We start from the raw sequence: 22,789 nt of genomic DNA on the forward strand, positions 1-22,789 counted from the left end.
GCCTCGAAGGAGGGCTCCAGAAGGCTCTGCGATCCCTGGAACCCTCCTTCGAGGCCCGCTGCCGCGGGCACCTCAGGATGAGGAGGCGGGTGGGATCGGTGCGGAACTCCGGCAAGATCCGCTCGCTGTCGTCATTGCAAGCGCAGCCAAGCAATCCAGGGAAGCGGGACGTCTCGGATCGGGGCGGACCCTTGGATTGCTTCGCTGCGCACGCGATGACCGGCTGGGCAGGAGGGAAATAGGCGTCAAAGGTTCCGTCCTGCTCCAAAACGCGCTAGGGCAACCGGCGATGACCCGCACCGCCCTCTATGCAGGCTCGTTCGATCCGGTCACGAACGGCCATCTCGATGTCGTGCGCCAGGCCTGCCGCCTGGTCGACCGGCTGGTGATCGCCATCGGCGTGCATCCCGGCAAGGCGCCGCTCTTCTCCGCCGAGGAGCGGTCCGAGCTGCTGGCGGCGACCTGCGGGCCGGTGGCCCAGGCCGAGGGGGCGGCCCTTGAGGTCGTCACCTTCGACGACCTCGCCGTCTCGGCGGCGCGACGCTGCGGCGCCACGGTGTTCATCCGGGGCCTGCGGGACGGGACCGACCTCGACTACGAGATGCAACTCGCGGGGATGAACGGGGCCATGGCCCCGGAAGTCCAGACCGTGTTCCTGCCCGCCTCGACCAGCGCCCGGCCCATCACCGCGACCCTGGTGCGGCAGATCGCCGGGATGGGGGGCGACGTCTCGCCCTTCGTGCCCGCCGAGGTGGCCGCCCGGCTCAAGGCGCGTTTCGCGCCGGCCTGACCCTCAAGACCGGAAGGATTCCGACAGAGCCATGAAACGCCGCACGCTCCTCGCGCTCGCCCTCTCGATGGGCCTTACCGCCCCGGCCATGGCCGCCGACGCCAACACCGTCTACCTGCAGACCAAGGACGGCCGCATCACCATCGAGCTGCGCCCCGACCTCGCCCCGAAGCACGTGAAGCAGATCAAGACCCTGGTCTCCCGGGGCTTCTACGACGGCTTGAAGTTTCACCGGGTGATCGACGGCTTCATGGCCCAGACCGGCGACCCGAAGGGCAACGGCACCGGCGGCTCGGACCTGCCCGACATCCCGGCCGAGTTCTCGCAGACGGCACAGTTCAAGCGCGGCACGGTGGGCATGGCCCGCTCGGGCAACCCGAACTCGGCCAACTCGCAGTTCTTCATCTGCCTCGGCGACGCGCCGTTCCTGAACGGCCAGTACACGGTCGTCGGCAACGTCACGGATGGGCTCGACGTCCTCGACAAGATCAAGAAGGCCGCCCCCGGCGCCCCCGGCGGCGCGGTGCAGGACCCGGACAAGATCGTCCGCATGACGCTGGCCGAGAAGGGCAAGTGAGGGGCGCGGGGGGCAGGCCGGTCCTGCGGTTCCTGCTCCTCGGCGCGCTCGTTGCGGGCGCGCCCCTCCCGGCCTGCGCCTATGACGGGGCCCACTTCTATTCCGGCTACGCCTATGAGCCGGGCGGCGGTTATCCCCTGAGCCTGCCCCAGACCCTGCGGGCGACCGTAGCCGTGCCCCTCCCGGACAGGCCCGCCGCCCCGGCGAACACCCTGGCCGCGCTCTATCCGGCCCTCGCCGCCTGCTGGAGCCTGCCGCACCTTGCGGGCGGCATCCAGGGACCCGACGTGGAGGTGACGGCGCGGCTGTCGCTCCGGCGCGACGGCAGCCTCATCGGCCCGCCGCGCATCACCTACGCCGCCGGCGTCGCGGGGAGCGACCGGCAGGTCCTCACCCGGGCCACCCTGGCCGCCCTCGCCCGGTGCACCCCGGCCCGCATCACCCCCGGCCTGGGCCGGGCGATCGCCGGCCGCCCCGTCGCCCTGCGCTTCGTCTACCGGCCGCCGGCCTGACCGGCGCCGCCGACCTGTCGTAGGATCGCCTTTTCCCACCCGCACCATTGGAGAACCAGACCATGGCCGATACCGAAACCATCGTCCTCGAGACCACCAAGGGCCGCGTCGTCATCGGCCTGCGCCCCGACCTCGCCCCGAACCATGTGGAGCGGATCAAGACTCTGGCCTCCCAGGGCTTCTACGACGGCGTGCCGTTCCACCGGGTCATCGACGGCTTCATGGCCCAGACCGGCGACCCGACCGGCACCGGCTCCGGCGGCTCCGAGCTCCCGGACTTGAAGGCCGAGTTCAACGCCGAGCCCCACACCCGCGGCACCTGCTCGATGGCGCGGACCAACTTCCCGCATTCGGCGAATTCGCAGTTCTTCATCTGCTTCGACGACGCGCGCTTCCTCGACAAGCAGTACACCGTGTGGGGCAAGGTCGTAGAGGGCATGGACGTGGTCGACACGATCAACAAGGGCGAGCCGCCGCGCTCGCCGGACAAGATCGTCAAGGCCACCGTCGCCGCCGCCTGAGCCGGCCAGCGCGCTCCCTCTCCCCGCCGGGGGAGGGGGCGTGGTGACGTCGATCCCACCCTCTTCGTCATCCTGAGGTGCCCGCCCCTGGCGGGCCTCGAAGGAGGGCTCCAGGGATCGCAGAGCCTTCTGGAGCCCTCCTTCGAGGCCGCCGCTTCGCGTCGGCACCTCAGGATGAGGGGAGGGGGTGGGATTGGCGGTCTTGTCCGTCCCGCCTCGGCTCCGCTCGCAATGACGAAGGGGCTTTGACCCTTCACCCTTTCAGCCAACCCTCCGCCCGGCGAAAATCCTCCGGCGCGTTGAGGTTCAGGAACGGATCGACCGGCTCTGCCGGCCATTCCACCACCATGCTTCCATGGCGGGCGATGAAGGCACCGACCCGGCGCTCGCCGGACGCGAGCCACGCCCGCAGGTCGTCCCGCAGGGCGACCGGCCAGATCGCCACCGTAAAGTGCTCCCGCCCGCCGGACGCCGCCACCGCAATGGGGGCAGGGCCGAGGGAGGCCGCGAGGCGCGCGACGAGATCGTCCGGTAGGAACGGGGCATCGCCGGGCACGCTCAGCACATGCGTCACGCCGGGCAGGCCCGTACCGTGCTCCAGCCCGGCCAGGATGCCCGCCAGCGGCCCCACGGCACCCGGTACGGGGTCGGGCAGGACCGGGCCGTCGAACACCCTTGAAAACCGCCCCGGATCGCCGTTGGCGCTGAGCGCCAACCCGGCGGGGCATTGCGGCGCCATGCGCTCCACGATCCGCGCCAGGACCGGCCGTCCCCCGAGGGGCAGCAGGGTCTTGTCCACCCCGCCCATCCGGCGCCCGAGGCCGCCCGCGAGGATCAGGCCGAGGATCAGCGCCACTGGCGGGCCACATCGAGCATCCTCTCGCCCCGCTTGCGGGGAGAGGGCCGCGACGACCCTGTCGTCGGCGCGGCAAGGCGGCAGCCGGGGGTGAGGGGGGCTTGTCGGAGAAGCCTCATCCTGCGGGCCCCCTCACCATCGCTCCGGCTTCGGCTTTGCTTTCCGCATGGACAGCCCGGTCCACGCGGGCCTCTCCCCGCAAACGGGGAGAGGGGAAGGCGTGGGCCGGATCACGCCATCACGCCAAACACCTACTCGATGACGATCTTCGGCGCCGAGCGGGCCGGCCCTGCGCCGGAGAGGTTCGCCCAGAGCGCCGCGGCGATCTCGCGATAGACCTTGGCCTGCGGCCCTTCGGGATCGGTCGCCACCACCGGCCGGCCGGCATCGGAGGTCTCGCGGATCGTCATGTTCAGGGGCACCTCGCCGAGGAACGGCACGCCGAGGCGCTGGGCCTCGTGGCGCGCGCCGCCGTGCCCGAAGATGTGCGAGGCGTGGCCGCAATTCGGGCAGATGAACGTCGCCATGTTCTCGACGATGCCGAGGATCGGCACCGCGACCTTCTTGAACATCGTCACCCCGCGCCGGGCGTCGATGAGCGCGAGGTCCTGGGGCGTCGAGACGATCACCGCGCCCGACAGCGGCGTGGCCTGGGCCATGGTGAGCTGCGCGTCGCCCGTGCCGGGGGGCATGTCCACGAGGAGCACGTCGAGTTCGCCCCACAGGACGTCCCGGAGCATCTGCGTGATCGCCGACTGGACCATCGGCCCGCGCCAGATCATCGCCGCCTCGGGCTCGATCAGGAAGCCGATGGACATCACCTTCAGGCCGTAGCCGACCATGGGCTCCATGGCCTTGTTGTCGACCACGGTCGGCTTGCCCGACAGGCCGAACAGCTTCGGCACCGAGGGGCCGTAGATGTCGGCATCCAGCAGGCCGACCTTCAGCCCCTGCGCCTGGAGGGCCAGTGCGAGGTTGCAGGCGGTGGTGGACTTGCCCACTCCGCCCTTGCCGGAGGCCACCGCCACGATGTGGCGCACGCCCGGGAGCTTCGGCCCCTGCTGCGGCGGGGCGCCGGGCCGGGGCGGCGCGACGGGCGGCGGCGAGACCGGCCGCGGCGCGGCGCTGCTCTGGGCCGGGTGGCTGGTATCCCGCTCGGAGGTCAGGCTGGCGAAGACGCCGGAGACGCCCTGGATCTGCAGGACGCGGCCCTCCGCCTGCCGCCGCACCGGCTCGAAGCGCTCGGCCTCCGAGGGATCGACCAGGATCGAGAACATCACCCGGTTGTTGGGGTCGACCACAACCTGGGAGAGGCGCCCGGAACCGGGCAGGGTGGTGCCGGCGGCATCGATCGTCACCGATTGCAGGGCGCGCAGCACGTCGTCGCGGGTGATGGCCAAGGGTCGGTGCTCCGGAACTTTCGATGCCCGCCGGACCCGGTGGGGCATCGCGCCGTCATCTCAGGGCGAACCTGTCATCTATACGTGCCTGCCGGAAACACCACCCCGCTGACGGACCTGAACCAACCGGAGCCTCGCCCGTTGTCGAGGCGAATCCGGGCAGGGCCGCCGTGCGCGGCCCGCCACCGAGGCAGGAGTGACGCCGTGCACCAGAACCACCGCGACCATGAGGGCGCCGAGAAGCTGTTCGACCTGATCAAGGATGTGAAGGTCGCGATGATGACTACCGTCGATACCGACGGCACCCTCAACAGCCGGCCGATGTGGAACAACGACGTCGATGAGAATGGCGACCTGTGGTTCTTCACCAAGCTGCACTCGCCCAAGACCGCCGAGATCAGCCGGGACAACCAGGTGAACCTGGCTTACTCGGACCCGTCCAGCCAGAACTACGTGTCGGTCGCCGGCAAGGCCGAAGTGGTCCGTGACCAGGCACTCATCGATCAGAAGTGGAATGCCAGCCTGAAGACGTGGTTTCCGAACGGAAAGGACGACCCCGAGGTCGCCCTGATCCGCGTCTGCCCGGAAAAGGGCGAGTACTGGGACAGCCCGAACGCGACGATGCTGCACATCTACGGCACCGTGAAGGCCGCCCTCACCGGCGAGAGCCCGAAGACCGAGACCAAGAAGGTCGGCCTGTCGTAAGGCCTTCTCCACCGTCAGCGAGGGCGGCAGGCCGGGCACGGCCGCCGCCCTTCTTCGTACCCTCTATCGTCATTGCTTCGCGGTGCTCGCAATGGCTGTGGGACAATCGCGCGTTTCCACGACCGCAAGCGTTGACGCCACGGGCGAAAAGGTGCGCCGTCCCTCTCCCCCGGCGCCAACACCAAGTCCCAAAAAATGCTCGATCTCGCGAAGCGGGTGTACGACCACAGCTTCCGCATCGACCCCATCGTGCGGTCGCTGCTCGACACGGATTTCTACAAGCTCCTGATGGCGCAGACGATCCTGCGCCGGCACCCGCAGGTGGAGACGACCTTCGGCATCGCCAACCGCACGGCGCGGGTCCGCATCGCCGACGAGGTCGATGAGGGACTGCTGCGGGAGCAACTCGACCATGCCCGGTCGCTGCGCCTGTCGAAGGGCGAGGTGACGTGGCTGCGCGGCAACGTGTTCCGTGGCCAGGGGCGGATCCTCGAGCCCGACTTCGTGGCGTGGTTCGAGAGTTTCCGCCTGCCCGAATACGAGCTCGCCACCCGCGACGGACAATACGAGCTCACCTTCCACGGCCCCTGGGTCGAGACGACCATGTGGGAGGTCCCGGCGCTCGCCATCCTCAACGAATTGCGGGCGCGCTCGGTCCTGCGCGGCCTCGGCAAGCTGACTTTGCAGGTGCTCTATGCCCGGGCGATGACCCGGGTGTGGGAGAAGATCGAGCGGCTGCAACGTCTGCCGGACCTGTCGATCGCCGATTTCGGCACGCGCCGCCGCCACGGCTTCCTGTGGCAGGACTGGTGCGTGCAGGCGATGGCCGAGGGCTTGGGGGAGCCGCGCTTCCTCGGCACCTCCAACTGCCTCATCGCCGCCAAGCGCGAGGTCGAGCCGGTGGGCACCAACGCCCACGAACTGCCGATGGTCTACGCGGCCCTCGCCCCGGACGACGCGGCCCTGGCGGCGGCGCCCTACGCGGTGCTCTCCGATTGGCAGGAGGATTATGCGGGGAACCTCCGCATCGTCCTGCCCGACACCTACGGCACCACGGGCTTCCTCGCCGACGCCCCCGACTGGGTCGCCGACTGGACCGGCATCCGCATCGACTCGAAAGACCCGATCGAGGGAGGCGAGGAGGCGATCCGCTTCTGGCAGGAGCACGGGCGCGATCCCCGGGACAAGCTCGCGATCTTCTCGGACGGGCTCGACATCGCCGAGATCGAGCGCATCCATGCCCGGTTCCACGGGCGGATGCGGATCGGCTACGGCTGGGGCACCCTGCTCACCAACGATTTCCGCGGCCTGATGCCGGACGGGCGGCTCGACCCGGTTTCGGTGGTCTGCAAGGTCATGGATGCCGACGGTCGGCCGACGGTGAAGCTTTCCGACAACCCCACCAAGGCGCAGGGGCCGGCGGACGAGATCGCCCGCTACCGCCGGGTCTTCGCCGTCGGCGAGCAGGCGGCGCTGCCCGTGCTGGTGTGAGGGGCGCATCCTGCCCCTGCGGGGATCGCGCGAGCGCTGACGTCCTCACCGTCATTGCGAGCGCAGCGAAGCAATCCAGGAATCCGCCACGCTCTCCGAATGTCCCGTTGCCCTGGATTGCATCGCTGCGCTCGCAATGACGGGGTTGGCAAGGCGTGCAGAAAAGTCCCCAGCGCACCGGGCAGCCATACTCGCCCGCTCTGGAATACTTAATATAGTGATGACCACGACGGGTCCGAGACGGCCCGCGCGGGAGGAATTGTCATGACCATGAACCGCCGCTCGCTCATCGGCGCCGCCGGCCTCGCCCTCGGCGCCCCGGCCCTCCAGATGGCCCAAGCCGCGGAGGGTGCCGCCCCGGCCGCCGCGCCGCCCACGGCCAAAGCCCCGCCGCCGCCGGTCACGAAGATCCTTGCGGAGTTCATCCGCAGTTCCACCTATGACGGCCTGCCGGAGAACGTCCGCCGCGAGGGCGTGCGGACCTTCCTGAACTGGGTCGGCGTGGCGATCGGCGGCTCGCACCACGAGACGCTGGACATCGCGGTCTCGGCGCTCAAGCCCTTCTCCGGGCCGCCGCAGGCGGGGCTGTTCGGACGCACCGAGCGGTTCGACATCATGAACGCCGCCTTCCTCAACGGCGTGTCGAGCCACATCTTCGACTTCGACGACACCCACCTGAAGACCATCATCCATCCGGCCGGGCCCGTGGCCTCGGCGATCCTCGCCTATGCCGAGATGCACCCGGTCTCCGGCAAGGATTTCCTCGACGCGCTGGTCGTCGGCATCGAGGTCGAATGCCGGATCGGCAACATGGTCTATCCGAACCATTACGATGCCGGCTGGCACATCACCGGCACCTGCGGGCCGTTCGGAGCGGCCGCCGCCACGGCGAAGCTGATGGGGCTCGACGAGGAGAAGACGATCTTCGCCCTGGGTCTTGCCGCCTCGCAGCTGGTAGGCCTGCGGGAATCGTTCGGCTCGATGAACAAGAGCTTCAACCCCGGCCGGGCGGCGTCAAACGGGCTGTTCGCCGCGATCCTCGCCGCGAAGGGCTTCACGTCGTCGGAGCACATGATCGAGGTCCGCCGGGGTTGGGCGCAGACCATCTCGACCAAGCAGGACTGGTCGCAGATCACCGACGGCCTCGGCAGCCACTACGAGAGCGCCCTCAACACCTACAAGCCCTTCGCCTGCGGTATCGTCATGCACCCGACCATCGACGCGGCGATCCAGACCCGCGACGAGGACCATGTAAAGCCGGAGGATATCCGGAGCGTCGACCTGAAGGTCCACCCGCTGGTCCTCGAACTCACGGGCAAGACGGCACCGAAGACCGGGCTCGAGGGCAAGTTCAGCATCTACCACGCGGCGGCGGTGGCCTTCGTGGAGGGGGCGGGCGGCGAGAAGCAGTTCAGCGACCGGGCGGTGAACGACCCGCGGGTCGTGGCGCTGCGCCAGAAGGTCCACCCGGTCGTCACCCCCGGCATCGACGCGGCCCAGGTCGACATGACCGTGACCCTCAACGACGGGCGCACGCTCCACCGCCACATCGTCCATGCCGTCGGCAGCGTCGAGAAGCCGATGACTGACGCGCAGCTCGACGCGAAGTTCAAGGACCTCGCCGACGGCGTCCTGCCCGCCGCCCAGGCCGAGCGCGTCCTGCGGATGTGCCGCGACCTGCCGAACCTTTCCAACGCGGCGGATGTGACCCGCGCCGGCGTGGCCGGGGCCTGACGCCCCCAGCACGCGGGCCTCGTCCCGGAGGCCACGCCGCCGCCGGGCGGGATCGTTTTCCCGCCCCGTGCCGTTCCCCGTCCGTATGGCGCCCCGGCCCCGGCCGGCGCCCGGTTCGGCGTGGCGGGGGCTCCGGCTCGGTATGGTCAGACGTAAAACCGGGGTTCCCGGCATGGACGATCCGCTAATCCGCCCGCGGCCGACCCGTGTCGCCGCCGCAGAGACGCCCCGGGCGGCGCTCGCCTCGCCGTTCCTCGTCGGCGCGCTGCTCGTCGCCGGCCTGTATGTCGGCCGGGAGATCTTCATCCCGATCGCCATCGCCCTGCTCCTGTCCTTCGTGATCGGGCCGTTGGTGAACTGGCTGCGCCGCTGGCGCCTCCCGCGGCTCGTCGCCGTGGGGCTCGCGGTGCTGATGACCCTGGGAATCGTGGGGGCGCTCGCCACCCTCATCGGCATCCAGGTCGCTGACCTCGCCGGAGACGTGCCGCGCTACCGGGCCACGATCGAGCACAAGCTGGAGGGCCTGCGCAACAGCCCCGCTGGCCGGATGACGGACTACGTCGCCAATATCGGCCGGGTGATCCACAACGCCGGCCACGCCGAGGGACAGGCCAAGACGGAGCCGAAGCCCAGCGAGCCGCCGGCCCCCTCCGCCGGCTCGAAGGACGAGCGCAAGCCGATGCTCGTCGAGATGGCGGCGACCCCCCCGAGCCCCCTGGAGACGGCGAGCACCCTGCTCTCACCGGTCCTCCAGCCCCTGGCCACCGCCGGGATCGTCTCCGTGGTGCTCCTGTTCGTCCTGATGCAGCGGGAGGACCTGCGCGACAGGCTCATTCGCCTTGCGGGGTCCCGCGACCTCCACCGGACCACCGTGGCGATGGACGATGCCGCCCGGCGCCTGTCCCGCTACTTCGTCGCCCAGGTCGCCCTCAACACCGCCTTCGGCGTCGTGGTGGGTGTCGGCCTCTACTTCATCGGCGTGCCCAACCCGGTCCTGTGCGGGATCGTCTCGGCGCTGATGCGGTTCGTGCCCTATCTCGGCGCCTTCGTCTCTGCCCTGCTGCCGATGATGCTGGCCGCCTCGGTGGACCCGGGCTGGAACATGACCATCGCCACCGCGATCCTGTTCCTGATCCTGGAGCCGATCACCGGACAGGTCATCGAGCCGATCTTTTACGGCCAGTCCACCGGCCTCTCGCCCACCGCGGTGCTGGTCTCCGCCCTATTCTGGACATGGCTGTGGGGGCCTGTCGGCCTGCTCCTCTCGACGCCGCTCACCGCCTGCCTCGTGGTTCTCGGGCGCCATGTGGAGCACCTCGAATTCCTCGACGTGCTGTTCGGCGACCGACCCGCGCTGACGCCCGTCCAGAACTTCTACCAGCGCATCCTCGCGGGCGACTCGGAGGAGGTCCTCGGCCACGCGGACCTGATCCTCCAGCACTGCTCCCTGTCGTCCTACTACGAGGACGTCGTGATGAAGGCCCTGGAGCTGGCCGCCCGCGACGCGGCCCGGGGCGTCCTGACGCCGGGCCAGAAGGGCGCCATGCGCAGCACGCTCTCCGAACTGATCGAAGATCTCGCCGACCGGACCGACGGGCCGGCGGACGGCAGCCCCAAGGGGGAGGCGACGGATGCCTGCGAGGCCGAGGGCGCCTGCAGCCCACTCCCCGTCCATCCCGTTCCAGACACCCTGCCCGAGGCCTGGACCCGGGAGGGGGCGGTGCTGTGCGTGTCGGGCCGGGGCTTCCTCGATGCCGCCGCCGTGGCGATCCTGGCGCAAATTCTCGCCAAGCGCGGGATCGGCGCCCGGACGGTGCTTTTCTCCGAAACGGCGTCAGCCCGCCTCGCCACCCTCGATCCAGGGCTGCCGCGCCTCGCCTGCGTCGTCTCCATTGCCCATGGCGGCGAACCGCAGCACCTCAACCGGCTCATCGCCCGGCTGAAGCGGCACATGCCCACGGTGCCCGTCCTGGCGGGGCTGTGGCTCGCCGACGAGAAGGCGCGCAGGCCAGGCTTCTCCTTCGATGCCGACATCACGGCCGGCTCCCTCCACGAGGCCGTCGATGCGGTGCTCGCCGCGGCCACGGCGGACCCGACCCACTTCCTGCATCCGCGCACCGGAGCGCAAACGGCGAAATCGTCCCCGGTGCAGGGGGATTCGGCGCAGGAGACGACGGAGCAGGACGCGGCGGGACGAGACGCAGCTGGACAAGGGGTCAGCGGATTCGACGCGGTGAGAGTGGGGGCTTGACGCCGGCCCCTACGCCCCGGCTTCGTCTCACTGCCGGCGCGGAGCCGGAAGGTCGGAGACAGGACCCCATGAGCGTCGTCGAACTCGGCCGGTTCATGGACGATCTCGCCCACGCCTCGGGCAAGGCGATCATGCCGTTCTTCCGGGCGCAGTTCGCCATGGAGGACAAGGCCCGAGGCGGCTCGCCCTTCGATCCCGTGACGGAGGCCGACCGGGCGGCGGAGATCGTGCTGCGGGCCATGATCGGCAGGGCCTTTCCCGGGCACGGCATCCTCGGCGAGGAGTTCGGCACCGAGCGGGCGGATGCGGAATGCGTCTGGGTGCTCGATCCCATCGACGGCACCCGCGCCTTCATCGCCGGGATCCCGACCTGGGGCACCCTCATCGGCCTCACCCGTAACGGTGTGCCGGTGCGCGGGCTCATGCACCAGCCCTATCTCGGCGAGCTGTTCACAGGCGACGGCCACACCGCGAAGCTGCGGGGACCGGCCGGGGAGCGCACCCTTCGCAGCCGCCGCTGTGCCGACCTCTCCCAGGCGTTGCTCGCCACCACCGACCCGCGGCTGTTCGCGGAGGGAGAGGAAGCCGAACGCTTCCGCGCCCTGGAAGGGCAGGTGCGCCTCTCCCGCTACGGCACCGACTGCTACGCCTATTGCATGCTCGCGGCCGGGCAGATCGACCTCGTGGTCGAGGCGGGGCTCAAGCCCTACGACATCTGCGCCCTGATCCCCATCGTCGAGGGGGCCGGGGGCCGGGTCACGGGGTGGGATGGCGGTCCGGCCGGCTCCGGGGGCAGGGTCATCGCCGCGGGCGATCCCCGGCTGCACGAGGCGGCGTTGAAGGTGCTGAACCCGTGAAGGCGGCGTTCGGCGGCAGGCACCCCCATCGTGGAGGTCCTTCTGCATGCTGTTGACGGCCCTCGTCCTGCTCGCGGGGCTCGCCTCGCAGGCCGGGGAGGGCGCCGCAACGCTCCTGCAGGCCCTGCCGCGCCCCACGGAGGCGACGGCGTCCGCCGAGGCACCGCGTTTCGACCCGGCGGCGCGGGCGGTGTCCAACTGGCACGCACAGACCGCCGCGGCCTTGCAGCCGCAGGCTCTGGCCCTCACCGCGAGCCTCGCCAAGGACCCGCCCTACGTCGCCCGCTGCGTCCGGCTCAACAACGGGTGGTGCATCAAGTCGGCCCGTTGGCCGGGGGAGATCGGCGCGGACGGGGAGGGGCACACCGCCTTCGCCACTCTCGCCGACGGGGCCGACGCCGCGGCCCATCTGCTCCGCCGTTACTACCGCGACTACGGTCGCCGGAGCGCGCTGGCCATCGTGCGCCGCTGGGCGCCTGCGGAATGCCGCATCGCCCCCACCGGCCGGGGAGGATCGGCCGGACCGGCGGTCGTCTCGACCGGCCTCGCGCCCCGGGGCATCGGCGGCACGCTGCGGGCTCGCTTCCTCGCCCGGCACAGGCCCGGCGGCGCCCCGCGCCTCGCGGCGGCCCGGGCCGGCCGGGGCGGAGCCCTGCGGATCCAGCCCTGGTCGCCCCTCGCCCGCCTCGCCGGGCGTTCCGGCACCCGCCCGGCCGTCCGGTCGGTCACCCGGGTCTCGGATCCGCGGCCCGTGGCGGACATCGCCGCGGGAATAGCGCCGACGGAGCATGCCCCGGCGCGGACCTCCCCGCGAGCCCTGCGCGGAATCGACAACCCGTCCGCCCTGCTGTCCGGGGGCCGGGTGCCGAGCCCGGACCGGATGGTGGCCGAATCGGCCCTGCTGCCGGCCATCGCCGCCGGCCTGCCGGTCCTCGACCTGCGTCTTCCGGCCCCCCTCTGCACCGGCGACGAGGTGCGCATCCGGGCCTATGCCGGGCGAATCGCCGCCAGCGTGGGCCTCAAGCCCGACGACGACCTGAAGCTATTCGGTCCGGACGACGAGGTCCTGCCGAACCTCGCCCCCGTCATGCTGGCCATGTCGGCGGTGGAACTCGGCACCCTGCGCGCCGGGCCGGAGCTCGTGGCGGGGGCGGTCACCCGCCTCGCGGGGGAGGGGCCTTAGGCATGGGCACTCCCTCCGCCGCAGCGGGTGGAAAGGAGAAGCGGCGCAGCCGCATCGCACACCCTTGCGGCCGAGCCTTTCCCGCGCCACCTCACGCCCGCCCCCTTCCAACCGTCGCCGGCCCGTGCCCCCTCCCTTGACCGATTTCACCTCCCGCGCCGGCTCTGCCCTGCGCGCCTTCGCCGAGGCGTCCCAGGACCTCCTCGTCCAGCCGACGCTCCGCCTCGGGGTGACCGGCCTCGCCCGCTCGGGGAAGACCGTGTTCACCACGGCCCTGATCCACCATCTCGTGGAGACCCACGCCCTGCCGGCCTTCGCCGCCGCGCAGGAGGGCCGCCTGCGCCGGGCGCGCCTCGTGCCGCAGCCCGACGACGATGTGCCCCGCTTCCCCTTCGAGGAGCATTTCGCGACCCTCACCGAGGCCCGCGCCTGGCCCCGGTCCACCGACCGGATCAGCCAGTTCCGCCTGGAGATCGCCTACGAGCGCGCCGCCGGCTGGCGCTCCGGCCCGGCGACCCTGATGCTCGACGTGGTCGATTACCCCGGCGAATGGCTCCTCGACCTCGCCCTGATCGAGACCGACTACGTGGCGTGGTCCCGGTCGACCATCGCGGGCACCCGGCGGCCTGGCCGGGCGGCCGTCGCCGCCCCGTGGCTTGCCGCCCTCCAGGCCTTCGACCCCGCCGGGCCCCTCGACGAGGTCGCCGCCGAGCGGGCGAGCGACGCGTTCAAGGCCTATCTCGCGGCCCTGCGGGCGGGCCCCGAGGCGGTCGCCACCACTCCGCCGGGCCGGTTCCTGATGCCCGGCGACCTCGCCGGATCCCCGGCGCTGACCTTCGCGCCCCTCGACCGTCTCCCCGAGACGATCGCGCCCGACAGCCTCGCCGGGCTGATGCAGCGGCGCTTCGAGGCCTACAAGGCGAAGGTCGTGACACCGTTCTTCCGGGACCACTTCCAGCGGGTCGACCGGCAGATCGTGCTGGTGGACGTGCTCTCGGCGGTGGATGCCGGGCCGACGGCCCTCGCCGAGTTGGAGGAAGCCCTCGACGCGGTGCTGCTCAGCCTCAACATCGGCCGCAACTCGATCCTGTCGCGATTCTTCGCGCCCCGGGCGGACCGGGTGCTGTTCGCCGCCACGAAGGCCGACCACCTCCACCAGACCAGCCACGACCGGCTCGACGCCCTGCTGCGCCTCCTCGTCTCGCGGTCCATGCGCCGGACGGAAGCCGCGGGCGCCCGGGTCGGGACGGTGGCGCTGGCCTCCGTCCGCGCGACCCGCGAGACCACGGTCCATGACGGCGGCACGGTGCTGCGGGCGGTGGCCGGCACGCCGGAGGCCGGCGAGGTCGTCGGCGACGAGACCTTCGACGGCCAGAGCGAGGCGGCAATCTTCCCTGGCGAGCTTCCGGCCCGGCCGGAGGCGGTGCTGGAAGGCGCCGTGGAGCCTGGCTCCTTACGCTTCCCCCGCTTCCGCCCGCCGCTCATCCGCCCGGACAGCCTCGGACGTCCCGGCCACCTGCCGCAGATCCGCCTTGACCGGGCGATGCAATTCCTGATCGGCGACCGGCTGTGATTGTTTTGGAAACAAGACTGCCCTTTCTCCCGGAGACGGGGAAGGGGCGGTGTGGTCGTCATGAGGAGCGGTGAATGACCTCGGGCCAGAAACCCCGCGCCTTCCGCCTGTCCCCCGAGCCGCCCCCGGCCCCCGGCTTCGCGCCGCCGCCCGAGGCGGCCCCGCCGGGGCCGGTGATCGTCGAGGAGCCCTTCGAGATCGTGGACGCCGCCGATGGCGTGCCGGTCCCGGTGGCGCCGAAACGCCGCTCGCCCTGGGGCGGCCTGTTCTGGTCGGCGGCGGGCGGTCTCGTCTCCCTGGGGATCGGCCTGTCCATCGAGCGCATGATCACCGACCTGTTCCAGGCGGCGCCGTGGCTCGGCTATGTCGCCCTGGCGCTGCTGGCCCTGGCGCTCACGGCGCTGGCTGTCATCCTCGGCCGCGAACTCGCCGGCCTGCGGCGGGAGAAGCGGATCGAGCGACTGCGCCAGTCGGCCATCGATGCCATCGCCTCCCGGGATCATTCCGGGGCGATGCTGGTGGTGCGCGAGGTGTCGGCGCTCTACGCCGACCGGGCGCAGCTCGCCGCCGCCCGGGGACGCCTGGACGGGACCGCCGACGCGATCCTCGACGTGGATGACCGGATCGGGCTCGCCGAGCGCGAACTCCTCGCCGACCTCGACCGGCAGGCCCGCAACGCCATCGCGACGGCGGCCAAGCAGGTCTCGGCGGTCACGGCGCTCAGCCCCCGGGCCATCGTCGATGTCGCCTTCGTCCTCTTCGCCAACGTGCGGCTGCTGCGCCGGATCGCGGCGATCTACGGCGGACGCCCCGGCTTCCTCGGCTTCCTGCGGCTGGCCCGTGCGGCCCTGGCCCATCTCACCGTGACGGGCGGCATGGCGGTGGGTGAGAGCGTGATCCAGCAGGTGCTCGGCCTCGGGCTCGCCGCCCGGGTCTCGGCCAAGCTCGGGGAGGGCGTGCTCAACGGCTTGATGACCGGCCGCTTCGGGCTCGCGGCCCTGGCCGTGTGCCGGCCGCTGCCCTTCGTGCGCATCGAGCCGCCGCGTCTGTCGGACGTCGCGGGGGAATTGCTGCGTTCGGGCGAGGAGAAGTAAGCCATGCACCTCGCGTCATTGCGGGGCGACGCCGGAGCCATCCAGAAGGCAGAGCCGGCTGGATCGCTTTGCGCTCGCTCGCAATGACGGAGTGGCTGTCAGGCCGGCCGTCCCGGCAAGGGACGGCGCGGGATCAGCGCTTGAACTTGCCGTCGTACTTGAACTCCGGCGCGGACTTCAGCTGGTCCTTGCTGGCGCCGATGATCGCCTTCCACTTCTTGGCGTCGGCATCGTAGCCCAGGGCCACCGAGTCGGGGGAGACGACGACGTAGTGCTCGCCCATGCCGAGGAAGCCGCCCACCGAGAGGATGTAGCCCGAGAGCTTCTGGTTCTCGATCACGAGATCCTTGATCTCGCCGACGGTGTTGTTCTGCGCGTCGGTGACGTTGAGGCCGATGATGTTGTAGCTCAGCACCGCGTCCTGCGGCACGTTCACGAACTTCGGCGCCACGGTCGGCGGGGTGGCATTGTGTTCGGCCGCCAGGGCGGGGCCGGCGAGCATCGCGGCAGCGAGCGAAGCGAGAACGAGACGACGCATGAAAAACCTCCGAGCACCCGAATTGGGCGGCTGGGAATGGCCTGTCGCCCAAGATCGTTCCGCCGGTTCGCAGAAATGTTAATGCACGGAACATGGAACCGCGCTGCCTCATGGGGAGGCAGGGCGGTGCGGCGGTTCAGGGTGGCTCGTCAGTTGCCCTGCGTCGCCTCGGGCTTGGTGTCCGTCTTGGCGTCCGTCTTGGCGTCTGTCCTGGCAAGCACCTCGATGTCCCGGTCGAGGCCGCTCTCCACCTTGAACTCGTGGGTGTAGACCTGCCCGTCGTGGCGGGCGATGAGGACGTAGTCGCCCTCGGCCAGGGTCACCTGGGGGAAGGCGCCGATCGCCTCGCGGATCGTGTCGCCGCCGGGCGTCAGCACTGAGAAGGCGGTGCCCGCGAAGGCCTCGCTGCCCGGCGCGGCCACGAGCTTCAGGGTCACGGTCGCCGCCCGGTGGTTGAGGGTCGCCTCGGTGACCTTGCCGTTCTCCACCTTGAGGTCGGCCCGCTGGATCGCGTTCGATTCCCCGTAGGTCGAGACCACGTGGTAGGTCCCCTCCGGCAGGCGCAGCAACTCCCCGGTATGGATCTCCGAGCGGACGAGGCGGCCCTCCGAGTTGGTGCCCACCGGCACGAAGACCGAGAAGGTCACCTGATCCGGGGGGATCTTCGTGTCGCCCACCGCCCCGGACAGGCGCAGCGCCCCGGCGGCCACCCGGAGCGTGTCGCTCGCGGCCTGACCGCCCAGGACGATCCGCTTCGAGGCGCTGGCGAAGCCGTAGGTGACGGTGGCCACGTAGGCGCCGGGCGGCAGGGTGAAGTGCGGCTCCGCCTCGTTCGAGCGGCCGACGATCGCCGGCCGGGCGCCTTCGCCCCTGTCGTCGAAGATCCGCCAGACGAGGCCGTCCTGCAGGGGGGTCCCCACGCCGGACAGGATCGCCGTGAGGGTGAGCTGCGCGTCGGGCTCGGACGAGGGCAGGGCGGGCGGAAGAGTGGGGCCGGAAATCGAGGGACCCAGCCGGGGAGAGTTCGACGGCACGAGACCCTGCTGTGCGAAGGCCGCCACCGGCAGGAGCGCGCCGGGGAGGGCCAGCGGCATCGCCGCGAGCATCGCACACACCCTCGTCCGCCGTCCCGCCGTCATCCCCACGCGATCCCTCGCCCGCCGATCCCTCCCTGTGCCCGCTGACCGTGGCGGCCGCAAGGCGGCGGTGCCGCCGCCCTTTCATGCCGGGGCGCCCCGTGCCACATCGCCAACGGACCGCTTCGCCCTATCCTCGGACGGGATCATGAACGCCACCCTCGACCTCCTGAAGACCCGCCGCTCGGTTCCCCCGCCCCTCCTCGACGGGCCAGGTCCGACCCGCGATGAGTTGGACACCCTGCTCACCCTTGCTTCCCGGGTGCCGGACCACGGCAAGCTCGCCCCCTGGCGGTTCATCGTCATCGAGGGCGAGGCCAGGGCACGGATCGGCGAGACGATCGCCACCGCCTTCGCGGCGGACAACCCGGAGGCCGGGGCCGACCGGTTGGACCAGGAACGCCGCCGCCTGATGCATGCGCCCGTCGTGGTCGCCGTGGTGTCGAGGGCCGGGCCGCATGTGAAGATCCCCGACTGGGAGCAGGTGCTCTCGGCCGGGGCGGTGGCGATGAACCTCGTCGTCGCGGCCAACGCCATGGGGTTCTCGACCTCTTGGCTGACCGAGTGGCACGCCTACGACCGGCGGGTGCTCGACGCCCTGGGCCTCGCCCCGACGGAGCGGCTGGCCGGGCATATCCATATCGGCCGGGGGCGGGAGATCCCCTCGGATCGCCCCCGTCCGGCGCTCGCCGACATCGTCACCTACCTGTGAGGCGCCTGTGCATTACGACCTCGACCTCCCCCACGACGAGCGCTGCCTGCCCCACAGCCCCCTGAAGGCGATCGTCGCCCCCCGGCCGATCGGGTGGATCAGCGCCATGGACCAAGCGGGGCGCCTGAACCTCGCGCCGTACTCGTTCTTCAACGCCGTGGCCGACAACATGGTCGCGTTCTCCTCCACCGGCCGCAAGGATGCGCTGACCTTCGCGGAGGAGGGCGGCGAGTTCGTCTGCAGCTTCGCCACCTGGGACCTGCGCGACGGCATGAACGATTCCTCGGCGCCGCTGCCCAGGGGCGAGAGCGAGTTCGCCTTCGCCAAGCTCGGGACCGCGCCCTCGCACAAGGTCCGCCCGCCGCGGGTGGCCGGCTCGCCCGCCGCCCTGGAATGCCGCTGGCTCCAGACCGTGCCCCTCGTGCCCCTGGAGGGCGGCGAGGCTGAGAACTTCCTCGTCATCGGGCAGGTGGTCTCGATCTACGTGGACGAGCGCTTCGTCACCGACGGCATGGTCGACACCGCCGCGATGCACCCGATCATGCGCGGTGGGTATTTCGACTATTTCCAGGTGACGCCGGAGACGCGCTTCACCATGCGCCGGCCGAAGGGTGCGGGAGAGTTCACCGGACGCTGAGGGGCCCACGCCCGACCGCCCGGGGGCGGGGAGGGGACGTCCCTCTCCGGGCCGTTAAGTCCCCGTCATCCTTGAGGCTTTGTTTACCATAGCGGGAGCAGGGTCGGCCGGTCCCATCGTACTGGCCGAAGCCGGATGTTCCTGTTCACCACCACGGCCAGCCCCCCCGCGGTCCCCGATCCGCCCGCCCTGGTGCGTCCCGCGCCGGCGCCGGTGGTGCAGGCGATCCGCGACGGGGCCAGCGCCACGGGCGTCGGGTTCGATTACCTCCTCGCCACGGCCCGGCGGGAATCGGCCCTCGACCCGGCAGCCAAGGCGCCGACTTCGTCAGCCACGGGGCTGTTCCAGTTCATCGAGCAGACGTGGCTCGGGACGATGAAGAGCGCCGGGCCGCAACTCGGCCTCCAGGCCGAGGCGGATGCCATCGTCCGCCAGCCCGACGGCACCTATGCCGTGACCGACGCCGCCCAGCGGCAGGCGATCCTCGATCTGCGCCGGGACCCGAAGGTCGCGGCGGTCCTGGCCGGCGCCCTCACGCAGAAGAACGCGCAGGCGCTCCAGGCGGCGACCGGGCAGGAGCCCACGCCCGGCGAACTCTATGCCGCCCACGTGCTGGGGGCGAAGGGCGCGGCGAGCCTCATCGCCACCGCCCGAACCTTCCCCGAGCGGGCCGCCGCCCTCGACCTGCCGGAGGCCGCCGCCGCCAACCGCGGCCTGTTCTACGACCGCTCCGGCCGCCCGCGCACGGCGGCGGAACTCTACGCGAGCCTGTCCGCGGCGGCGCAATCGGTCCCTCCGGTCATCACAGGAGGGGCGGGGGCATCCCCGGCGGCGGGGGAGGCGCCGCAGGCGAGCGCCTACGCCACGACCGCCGCGGCCTTCGGTGGCGGCGCGGACCTCCGCAGCCTGTTCCAGACCGATCGCCGCTCCCCGGTCTCCGATGCCGCCGCGAAGCTCTGGCAGGGGCGGATCACGGGCACCGCCACGGCGCGGCCGGCGCCGTCCTATTTCCCGCGCTCGGACGAGGGTGAGGCCGACACGCCCGCGCCCGTCGCCGTCGCCTCGGCCGACCCCGAGTCCCTCCCCGCCACCACGGGCTCCCTGGCATCGCCGTCGCTGCCGCCGGGACTCGCCCTCGTCAACGCTCCCCTGCCGCCCCGCCGCCCGGCGGCATTCGGGGCGAATGTGGCGCCGAGCAGTCTGTTCGCACCCAGGAAGGGCTTGTGATGGAGAGGCCCGTGATCAAGAAATCCATGATCATCCGCCAATTCCTGGCCATGACCCTGAACGCTCCCGCCGGCCGGCGGGCGCAGGGCGCGACGGCCCTGGTCCGGGCCTACCTGTACGGCGACCTCGACGCCGACGCCGCCTGGGAAGCCAAGACGGCGATCCTGAGCCTCCTCGACGATCCCGCCCCCAAGGTGCGGCGGGCCCTGGCAGAGGCCTGCGCCGACTCCGCCCGCAGCCCGCGACCGGTGGTGGTCGCCCTGTCCTGCGACGTGTTCGAGGTGGCGGCGCCGATCCTCGCCCGCTCGCCCGTCCTGACCGAGGCCGATCTCGTGGAGGCCGCCGCCCTCGGCGAAGAGGGCGCCCGCCTGGTCATCGCCCGGCGCCATCACCTGACCCCCGCCGTGTCCGGGGCCCTGATCGAGATCGCCGACCTCGAGACCCTCGTCGCCCTGGCCGGCAACCCCACCGCCCGGATCACCGGCGGGCGGATCCTGCGGATGGTCGAGCGGTTCGGCCACGAGGCGGATCTGCGCGAGGCACTGCTCACCCGGCACGACCTGCCGCCGGAGGGGCGCCACGCCATCGCCGTCGCCCTCGCCCGGAGCCTCACGACCTTCGCGACCCGGCGCGGCTGGCTCGGCGAGGCGCGCAGCGAGCGCATGAACCGCGAGGTGTCGGAACGCTCCGCCCTCGACCTCAGCGCCGAAGCCGGGGCGGCGGCCACCGGCCGCCTCGTCACCTACCTGCGCGCCACGCACCAACTCAATGCCGGGTTGATCCTGCGGGCGATTCTGTCCGGGCGGATCGAGTTCGCGTGCAGCGCCCTCGCCGACCTGTCGGGCCTCGACCACGCGAGCGTCGCCCGGGCCATGCGCGACCCCCGGGGCATCGCCGACCTGCACGAGCGGGCCGGCCTGCCCGCGGCGCTGCTGCCGGCCATGGACGCGGTCCTCGCCGCGTGGCGGGAGACCGCCAAGCTGCCGGTGGCCCCCGGTCAGGGCGCTGGTCTGTCCCGGCGGATGATCGAGCGGGCGATCACCGCCTGCGAAGGGTGGGAGAGCCACGAGATCCGCGCCGTCGTCGCCCTCCTCACGCGGTTCGAGGCCGAGGCCGCCCGCGACGAGGCCCGGGAGACCACCCGCGCCATCCTCGCCGAGGCGGCGGCCCGGGAGGCGGCGGAACGCCAGCGGCTCGCCGCCGACGCCGCGTGGCGGGAGGCGCTGGAGGCCCATCGCCGGAACGAGGCTGCGCCGGACGCTGCCGCCCCGGCGGCCGAGACGCCGGATGCCGGGACCGGCCGCACCGATCCGGTCGGGGCGATCCTCGACGCGCTTCCGGAGCAGATCCTCGAATGGTTCCGGGCGGAGCGGGGGCAGGGTCCGGCGGAGGTGGTGCCGGACGCGGTCCTCGACGACCTCGACGCCGCGCTCATCGCCGAATACCGGGCCAGCCGGATCACCCCCACGGGGGATCGCAGGCACCGCATCGCCATCGCCGCCTGACCCCGGCGCCGGGGTTGGCCGGGAAGACTACTGACAGCAATCGATGCAACGGCTAAGCTATCACTCGCGAAACGTTCAAGTACTCAATAGTGTTGCAACATTTAATGCTTCCGAGGCGGTGAACCGTTTTCGGCAGATCGGCGTTCTGAGCCATCATTACGATGTGGAGGAACGCCGTGACCACTTTCTCGACAAGACTGTCCGTCGGCCTTGCCGCCCTGCTGCTCAGCACCTCCGTCTATGCCCAGGGCATGGGCGGCGAACGCGAGCCTGCCGGCGCCGGACAGGGGCGCCCCGAGGCGGGGATGAAGGCCGAAGGCGGTGCGAAGGCGGGCGGGATGTCCGGCTCGCAAACCCGGGCGGATCGCGATGCCGGCGGCCGGATGGGCCAGGATCGCAACGGCCAGGATCGCAACGGCCAGGATCGCATGGGCCAGCAGCGCATGGGCCAGGACCGGGCCGGGCGTGAGCGCGCCAAGGCGGATCGTTCGGCCGGCGGCGACCGCAACGCCCGGGACAACGACCGCATGGCGCGCAACGGCGCCGAGCGCATGGGTCGGGACCGCCACGATGGCGACCGGGCCGAGACCCGCGGCGAAGTCCACGGCGGACGCGGGCATCTCGATGGCCGGAGCGCCCGCTTCGAGGGCGGTTTCCGCCGCGAGGGACGCTTCGTGTTCATCGGCGGTCAGCGGGTCGTCTACGGCTCCCCCGAATACCGCCGGCTCATCGTGGCCGAACGCGGCCCACGGGTGCGCTACGTGACCATTCGCGGCGAGCGGGTCGTCTACGGGTCCCCGGAGTATCGCCGCCTCGTCAGCGTCCGCGAGAGCGGCCCGCGGGTGCGCTACGTGACCATCCGCGGCCAGCGGGTGCTCTACGGGTCCCCCGAGTACCGCCGCCTCGTCAGCATCCGTGAGACCGGTCCGAGCGAGCGCTGGGTGGTGATCCGCGGCCAGCGCGTTCGCTACGGCTCGGTCGAGTATCGCCGGCTCTCGGGTGGCGGTGTCGTGGGGGCGAGCTTCCGCGGCGAGACCCGCGCCAGCGCCGGCTTCCATGAGGGTCGCGACCACGTGCGTGACGGCCTTCAGGCCCGGGGTGAGAATCGAGGCGACCTGAAGCGCGACGCCAAGAACGGCATGAAGAACGACATGAAGGGCAACATGCGCGACGACGGTGCGCGCAACGCCGGGATGCGCGGCGACGCCGACCGGAGCAACATGCGCAACGTGTCGGATCGCAACGAGCGGCAGGGCGGCATGCAGACCGGCGGCGCCCGTGGTGGCGAAGGCGCCGAGATGAAAGGCGGCATGAAGGCTGGCGGCGGCATGCAGGGTGGCGGCCGCGGGGGCGCCGGCCAGCAGGGTCGGTAAGTCTCAAGGCTCAGCGGGGTCGGGCCGGTGCCCGACCCCGTTTCATGTTTGGGACTGGCGCATTGTCGGGAAGCGTTGGATCGCGTCCTCTCCGTCTTTGCGAGCAGAGCGCAGCAA

21 protein-coding genes are annotated in these 22,789 nt (G+C 71.5%); 17 read left to right on the top strand and 4 right to left on the bottom strand.

The features are described from left to right. Positions 1-289 precede the first annotated feature (289 nt). The 4 genes from coaD to MFF22_RS01445 all read left to right on the top strand — a co-directional run bounded on the left by coaD (position 290) and on the right by MFF22_RS01445 (position 2,400). A complete protein-coding gene (coaD, locus tag MFF22_RS01430) occupies positions 290-790 on the top strand; it encodes a pantetheine-phosphate adenylyltransferase (RefSeq protein ID WP_238247335.1) in 501 nt (166 codons plus the stop codon). 31 nt (positions 791-821) lie between these two features. Then, positions 822-1,367, top strand: coding sequence for a peptidylprolyl isomerase (locus MFF22_RS01435; protein WP_238247336.1), 546 nt, complete (start codon positions 822-824; stop codon positions 1,365-1,367). Further along, positions 1,364-1,879 carry a UCP034077 family protein gene (locus MFF22_RS01440; protein ID WP_370877595.1) on the top strand — a complete coding sequence of 172 codons (516 nt, stop codon included), beginning with the start codon at positions 1,364-1,366 and terminating at the stop codon, positions 1,877-1,879. Before MFF22_RS01435 ends, MFF22_RS01440 begins: the two co-directional genes overlap by 4 nt. A gap of 62 nt (positions 1,880-1,941) precedes the next feature. Further along, the gene (locus MFF22_RS01445; protein ID WP_238247337.1) at positions 1,942-2,400 is read left to right on the top strand and encodes a peptidylprolyl isomerase; all 459 of its coding nucleotides are present in this window, start codon (positions 1,942-1,944) and stop codon (positions 2,398-2,400) included. Between the two features lie 253 nt (positions 2,401-2,653). Here MFF22_RS01445 and mobA read toward each other — a convergent pair whose 3' ends face one another. Together mobA and apbC are read right to left on the bottom strand one after the other, a co-directional pair. Continuing rightward, positions 2,654-3,256, bottom strand: coding sequence for a molybdenum cofactor guanylyltransferase MobA (mobA, locus tag MFF22_RS01450; protein WP_283206147.1), 603 nt, complete (start codon positions 3,254-3,256; stop codon positions 2,654-2,656). A gap of 251 nt (positions 3,257-3,507) precedes the next feature. Further along, the gene (apbC, locus tag MFF22_RS01455; RefSeq protein WP_238247338.1) at positions 3,508-4,656 is read right to left on the bottom strand and encodes an iron-sulfur cluster carrier protein ApbC; all 1,149 of its coding nucleotides are present in this window, start codon (positions 4,654-4,656) and stop codon (positions 3,508-3,510) included. Between the two features lie 204 nt (positions 4,657-4,860). On the opposite strand from apbC, the gene MFF22_RS01460 reads away from it, so the two are divergent. The 8 genes from MFF22_RS01460 to MFF22_RS01495 all read left to right on the top strand — a co-directional run bounded on the left by MFF22_RS01460 (position 4,861) and on the right by MFF22_RS01495 (position 15,544). Next, positions 4,861-5,361 (top strand): pyridoxamine 5'-phosphate oxidase family protein, encoded by a 501-nt coding sequence (locus tag MFF22_RS01460; RefSeq protein ID WP_238247339.1) that lies wholly within the window; start codon positions 4,861-4,863, stop codon positions 5,359-5,361. 195 nt (positions 5,362-5,556) lie between these two features. Then, on the top strand, positions 5,557-6,852 hold the full coding sequence (locus tag MFF22_RS01465) for a nicotinate phosphoribosyltransferase (RefSeq protein ID WP_238247340.1): 1,296 nt from the start codon (positions 5,557-5,559) through the stop codon (positions 6,850-6,852). Positions 6,853-7,116: 264 nt separating this feature from the next. Continuing rightward, the gene (locus tag MFF22_RS01470; protein WP_238247341.1) at positions 7,117-8,586 is read left to right on the top strand and encodes an MmgE/PrpD family protein; all 1,470 of its coding nucleotides are present in this window, start codon (positions 7,117-7,119) and stop codon (positions 8,584-8,586) included. Between the two features lie 172 nt (positions 8,587-8,758). Then, positions 8,759-10,837 (top strand): AI-2E family transporter, encoded by a 2,079-nt coding sequence (locus MFF22_RS01475; RefSeq protein ID WP_238247342.1) that lies wholly within the window; start codon positions 8,759-8,761, stop codon positions 10,835-10,837. A 68-nt stretch (positions 10,838-10,905) separates the two neighbouring features. After that, a complete protein-coding gene (gene hisN / locus MFF22_RS01480; protein ID WP_238247343.1) occupies positions 10,906-11,694 on the top strand; it encodes a histidinol-phosphatase in 789 nt (262 codons plus the stop codon). Positions 11,695-11,740: 46 nt separating this feature from the next. Continuing rightward, positions 11,741-12,877, top strand: coding sequence for a hypothetical protein (locus MFF22_RS01485; protein ID WP_238247344.1), 1,137 nt, complete (start codon positions 11,741-11,743; stop codon positions 12,875-12,877). Positions 12,878-13,013: 136 nt separating this feature from the next. Continuing rightward, positions 13,014-14,450, top strand: a complete 1,437-nt coding sequence (locus MFF22_RS01490; RefSeq protein ID WP_238247345.1) for a YcjX family GTP-binding protein — start codon at positions 13,014-13,016, stop codon at positions 14,448-14,450. Between the two features lie 74 nt (positions 14,451-14,524). Then, a complete protein-coding gene (locus MFF22_RS01495; protein ID WP_238247346.1) occupies positions 14,525-15,544 on the top strand; it encodes a YcjF family protein in 1,020 nt (339 codons plus the stop codon). Positions 15,545-15,677: 133 nt separating this feature from the next. Here MFF22_RS01495 and MFF22_RS01500 read toward each other — a convergent pair whose 3' ends face one another. Together MFF22_RS01500 and MFF22_RS01505 are read right to left on the bottom strand one after the other, a co-directional pair. Further along, complete coding sequence (locus MFF22_RS01500; RefSeq protein WP_238247347.1) at positions 15,678-16,082, bottom strand: PRC-barrel domain-containing protein; 405 nt, start codon at positions 16,080-16,082, stop codon at positions 15,678-15,680. 149 nt (positions 16,083-16,231) lie between these two features. Beyond that, positions 16,232-17,188: an RgsD C-terminal domain-containing protein gene (locus tag MFF22_RS01505; RefSeq protein WP_238247348.1), complete on the bottom strand. Its 957-nt coding sequence runs from the start codon at positions 17,186-17,188 to the stop codon at positions 16,232-16,234. 178 nt (positions 17,189-17,366) lie between these two features. Here MFF22_RS01505 and MFF22_RS01510 point away from each other — a divergent pair, with 178 nt between their 5' ends. The 5 genes from MFF22_RS01510 to MFF22_RS01530 all read left to right on the top strand — a co-directional run bounded on the left by MFF22_RS01510 (position 17,367) and on the right by MFF22_RS01530 (position 22,672). Then, positions 17,367-17,930, top strand: coding sequence for a nitroreductase family protein (locus MFF22_RS01510; RefSeq protein ID WP_238247349.1), 564 nt, complete (start codon positions 17,367-17,369; stop codon positions 17,928-17,930). 7 nt (positions 17,931-17,937) lie between these two features. Then, positions 17,938-18,567, top strand: a complete 630-nt coding sequence (locus MFF22_RS01515; RefSeq protein ID WP_238247350.1) for a flavin reductase family protein — start codon at positions 17,938-17,940, stop codon at positions 18,565-18,567. Positions 18,568-18,702: 135 nt separating this feature from the next. Then, on the top strand, positions 18,703-19,794 hold the full coding sequence (locus MFF22_RS01520) for a lytic transglycosylase domain-containing protein (RefSeq protein ID WP_238247351.1): 1,092 nt from the start codon (positions 18,703-18,705) through the stop codon (positions 19,792-19,794). An 11-nt stretch (positions 19,795-19,805) separates the two neighbouring features. After that, positions 19,806-21,299, top strand: coding sequence for a DUF2336 domain-containing protein (locus MFF22_RS01525; RefSeq protein ID WP_238247352.1), 1,494 nt, complete (start codon positions 19,806-19,808; stop codon positions 21,297-21,299). A gap of 176 nt (positions 21,300-21,475) precedes the next feature. Then, the gene (locus tag MFF22_RS01530; protein ID WP_238247353.1) at positions 21,476-22,672 is read left to right on the top strand and encodes a hypothetical protein; all 1,197 of its coding nucleotides are present in this window, start codon (positions 21,476-21,478) and stop codon (positions 22,670-22,672) included. Positions 22,673-22,789 lie beyond the last annotated feature (117 nt).

Source organism: Methylobacterium persicinum (genome assembly GCF_022179525.1).
Classification (GTDB): domain Bacteria; phylum Pseudomonadota; class Alphaproteobacteria; order Rhizobiales; family Beijerinckiaceae; genus Methylobacterium; species Methylobacterium persicinum.

Bases quoted from the DNA above. Each gene is read 5' to 3' on its own strand.
- coaD (WP_238247335.1), top strand. From the start codon at position 290: ATGACCCGCACCGCCCTCTATGCAGGCTCGTTCGATCCGGTCACGAAC.
- MFF22_RS01435 (WP_238247336.1), top strand. From the start codon at position 822: ATGAAACGCCGCACGCTCCTCGCGCTCGCCCTCTCGATGGGCCTTACC.
- MFF22_RS01445 (WP_238247337.1), top strand. From the start codon at position 1,942: ATGGCCGATACCGAAACCATCGTCCTCGAGACCACCAAGGGCCGCGTC.
- MFF22_RS01465 (WP_238247340.1), top strand. From the start codon at position 5,557: ATGCTCGATCTCGCGAAGCGGGTGTACGACCACAGCTTCCGCATCGAC.
- MFF22_RS01470 (WP_238247341.1), top strand. From the start codon at position 7,117: ATGACCATGAACCGCCGCTCGCTCATCGGCGCCGCCGGCCTCGCCCTC.
- MFF22_RS01475 (WP_238247342.1), top strand. From the start codon at position 8,759: ATGGACGATCCGCTAATCCGCCCGCGGCCGACCCGTGTCGCCGCCGCA.
- hisN (WP_238247343.1), top strand. From the start codon at position 10,906: ATGAGCGTCGTCGAACTCGGCCGGTTCATGGACGATCTCGCCCACGCC.
- MFF22_RS01485 (WP_238247344.1), top strand. From the start codon at position 11,741: ATGCTGTTGACGGCCCTCGTCCTGCTCGCGGGGCTCGCCTCGCAGGCC.
- MFF22_RS01495 (WP_238247346.1), top strand. From the start codon at position 14,525: ATGACCTCGGGCCAGAAACCCCGCGCCTTCCGCCTGTCCCCCGAGCCG.
- MFF22_RS01500 (WP_238247347.1), bottom strand. From the start codon at position 16,082: ATGCGTCGTCTCGTTCTCGCTTCGCTCGCTGCCGCGATGCTCGCCGGC.
- MFF22_RS01505 (WP_238247348.1), bottom strand. From the start codon at position 17,188: ATGCTCGCGGCGATGCCGCTGGCCCTCCCCGGCGCGCTCCTGCCGGTG.
- MFF22_RS01510 (WP_238247349.1), top strand. From the start codon at position 17,367: ATGAACGCCACCCTCGACCTCCTGAAGACCCGCCGCTCGGTTCCCCCG.
- MFF22_RS01520 (WP_238247351.1), top strand. From the start codon at position 18,703: ATGTTCCTGTTCACCACCACGGCCAGCCCCCCCGCGGTCCCCGATCCG.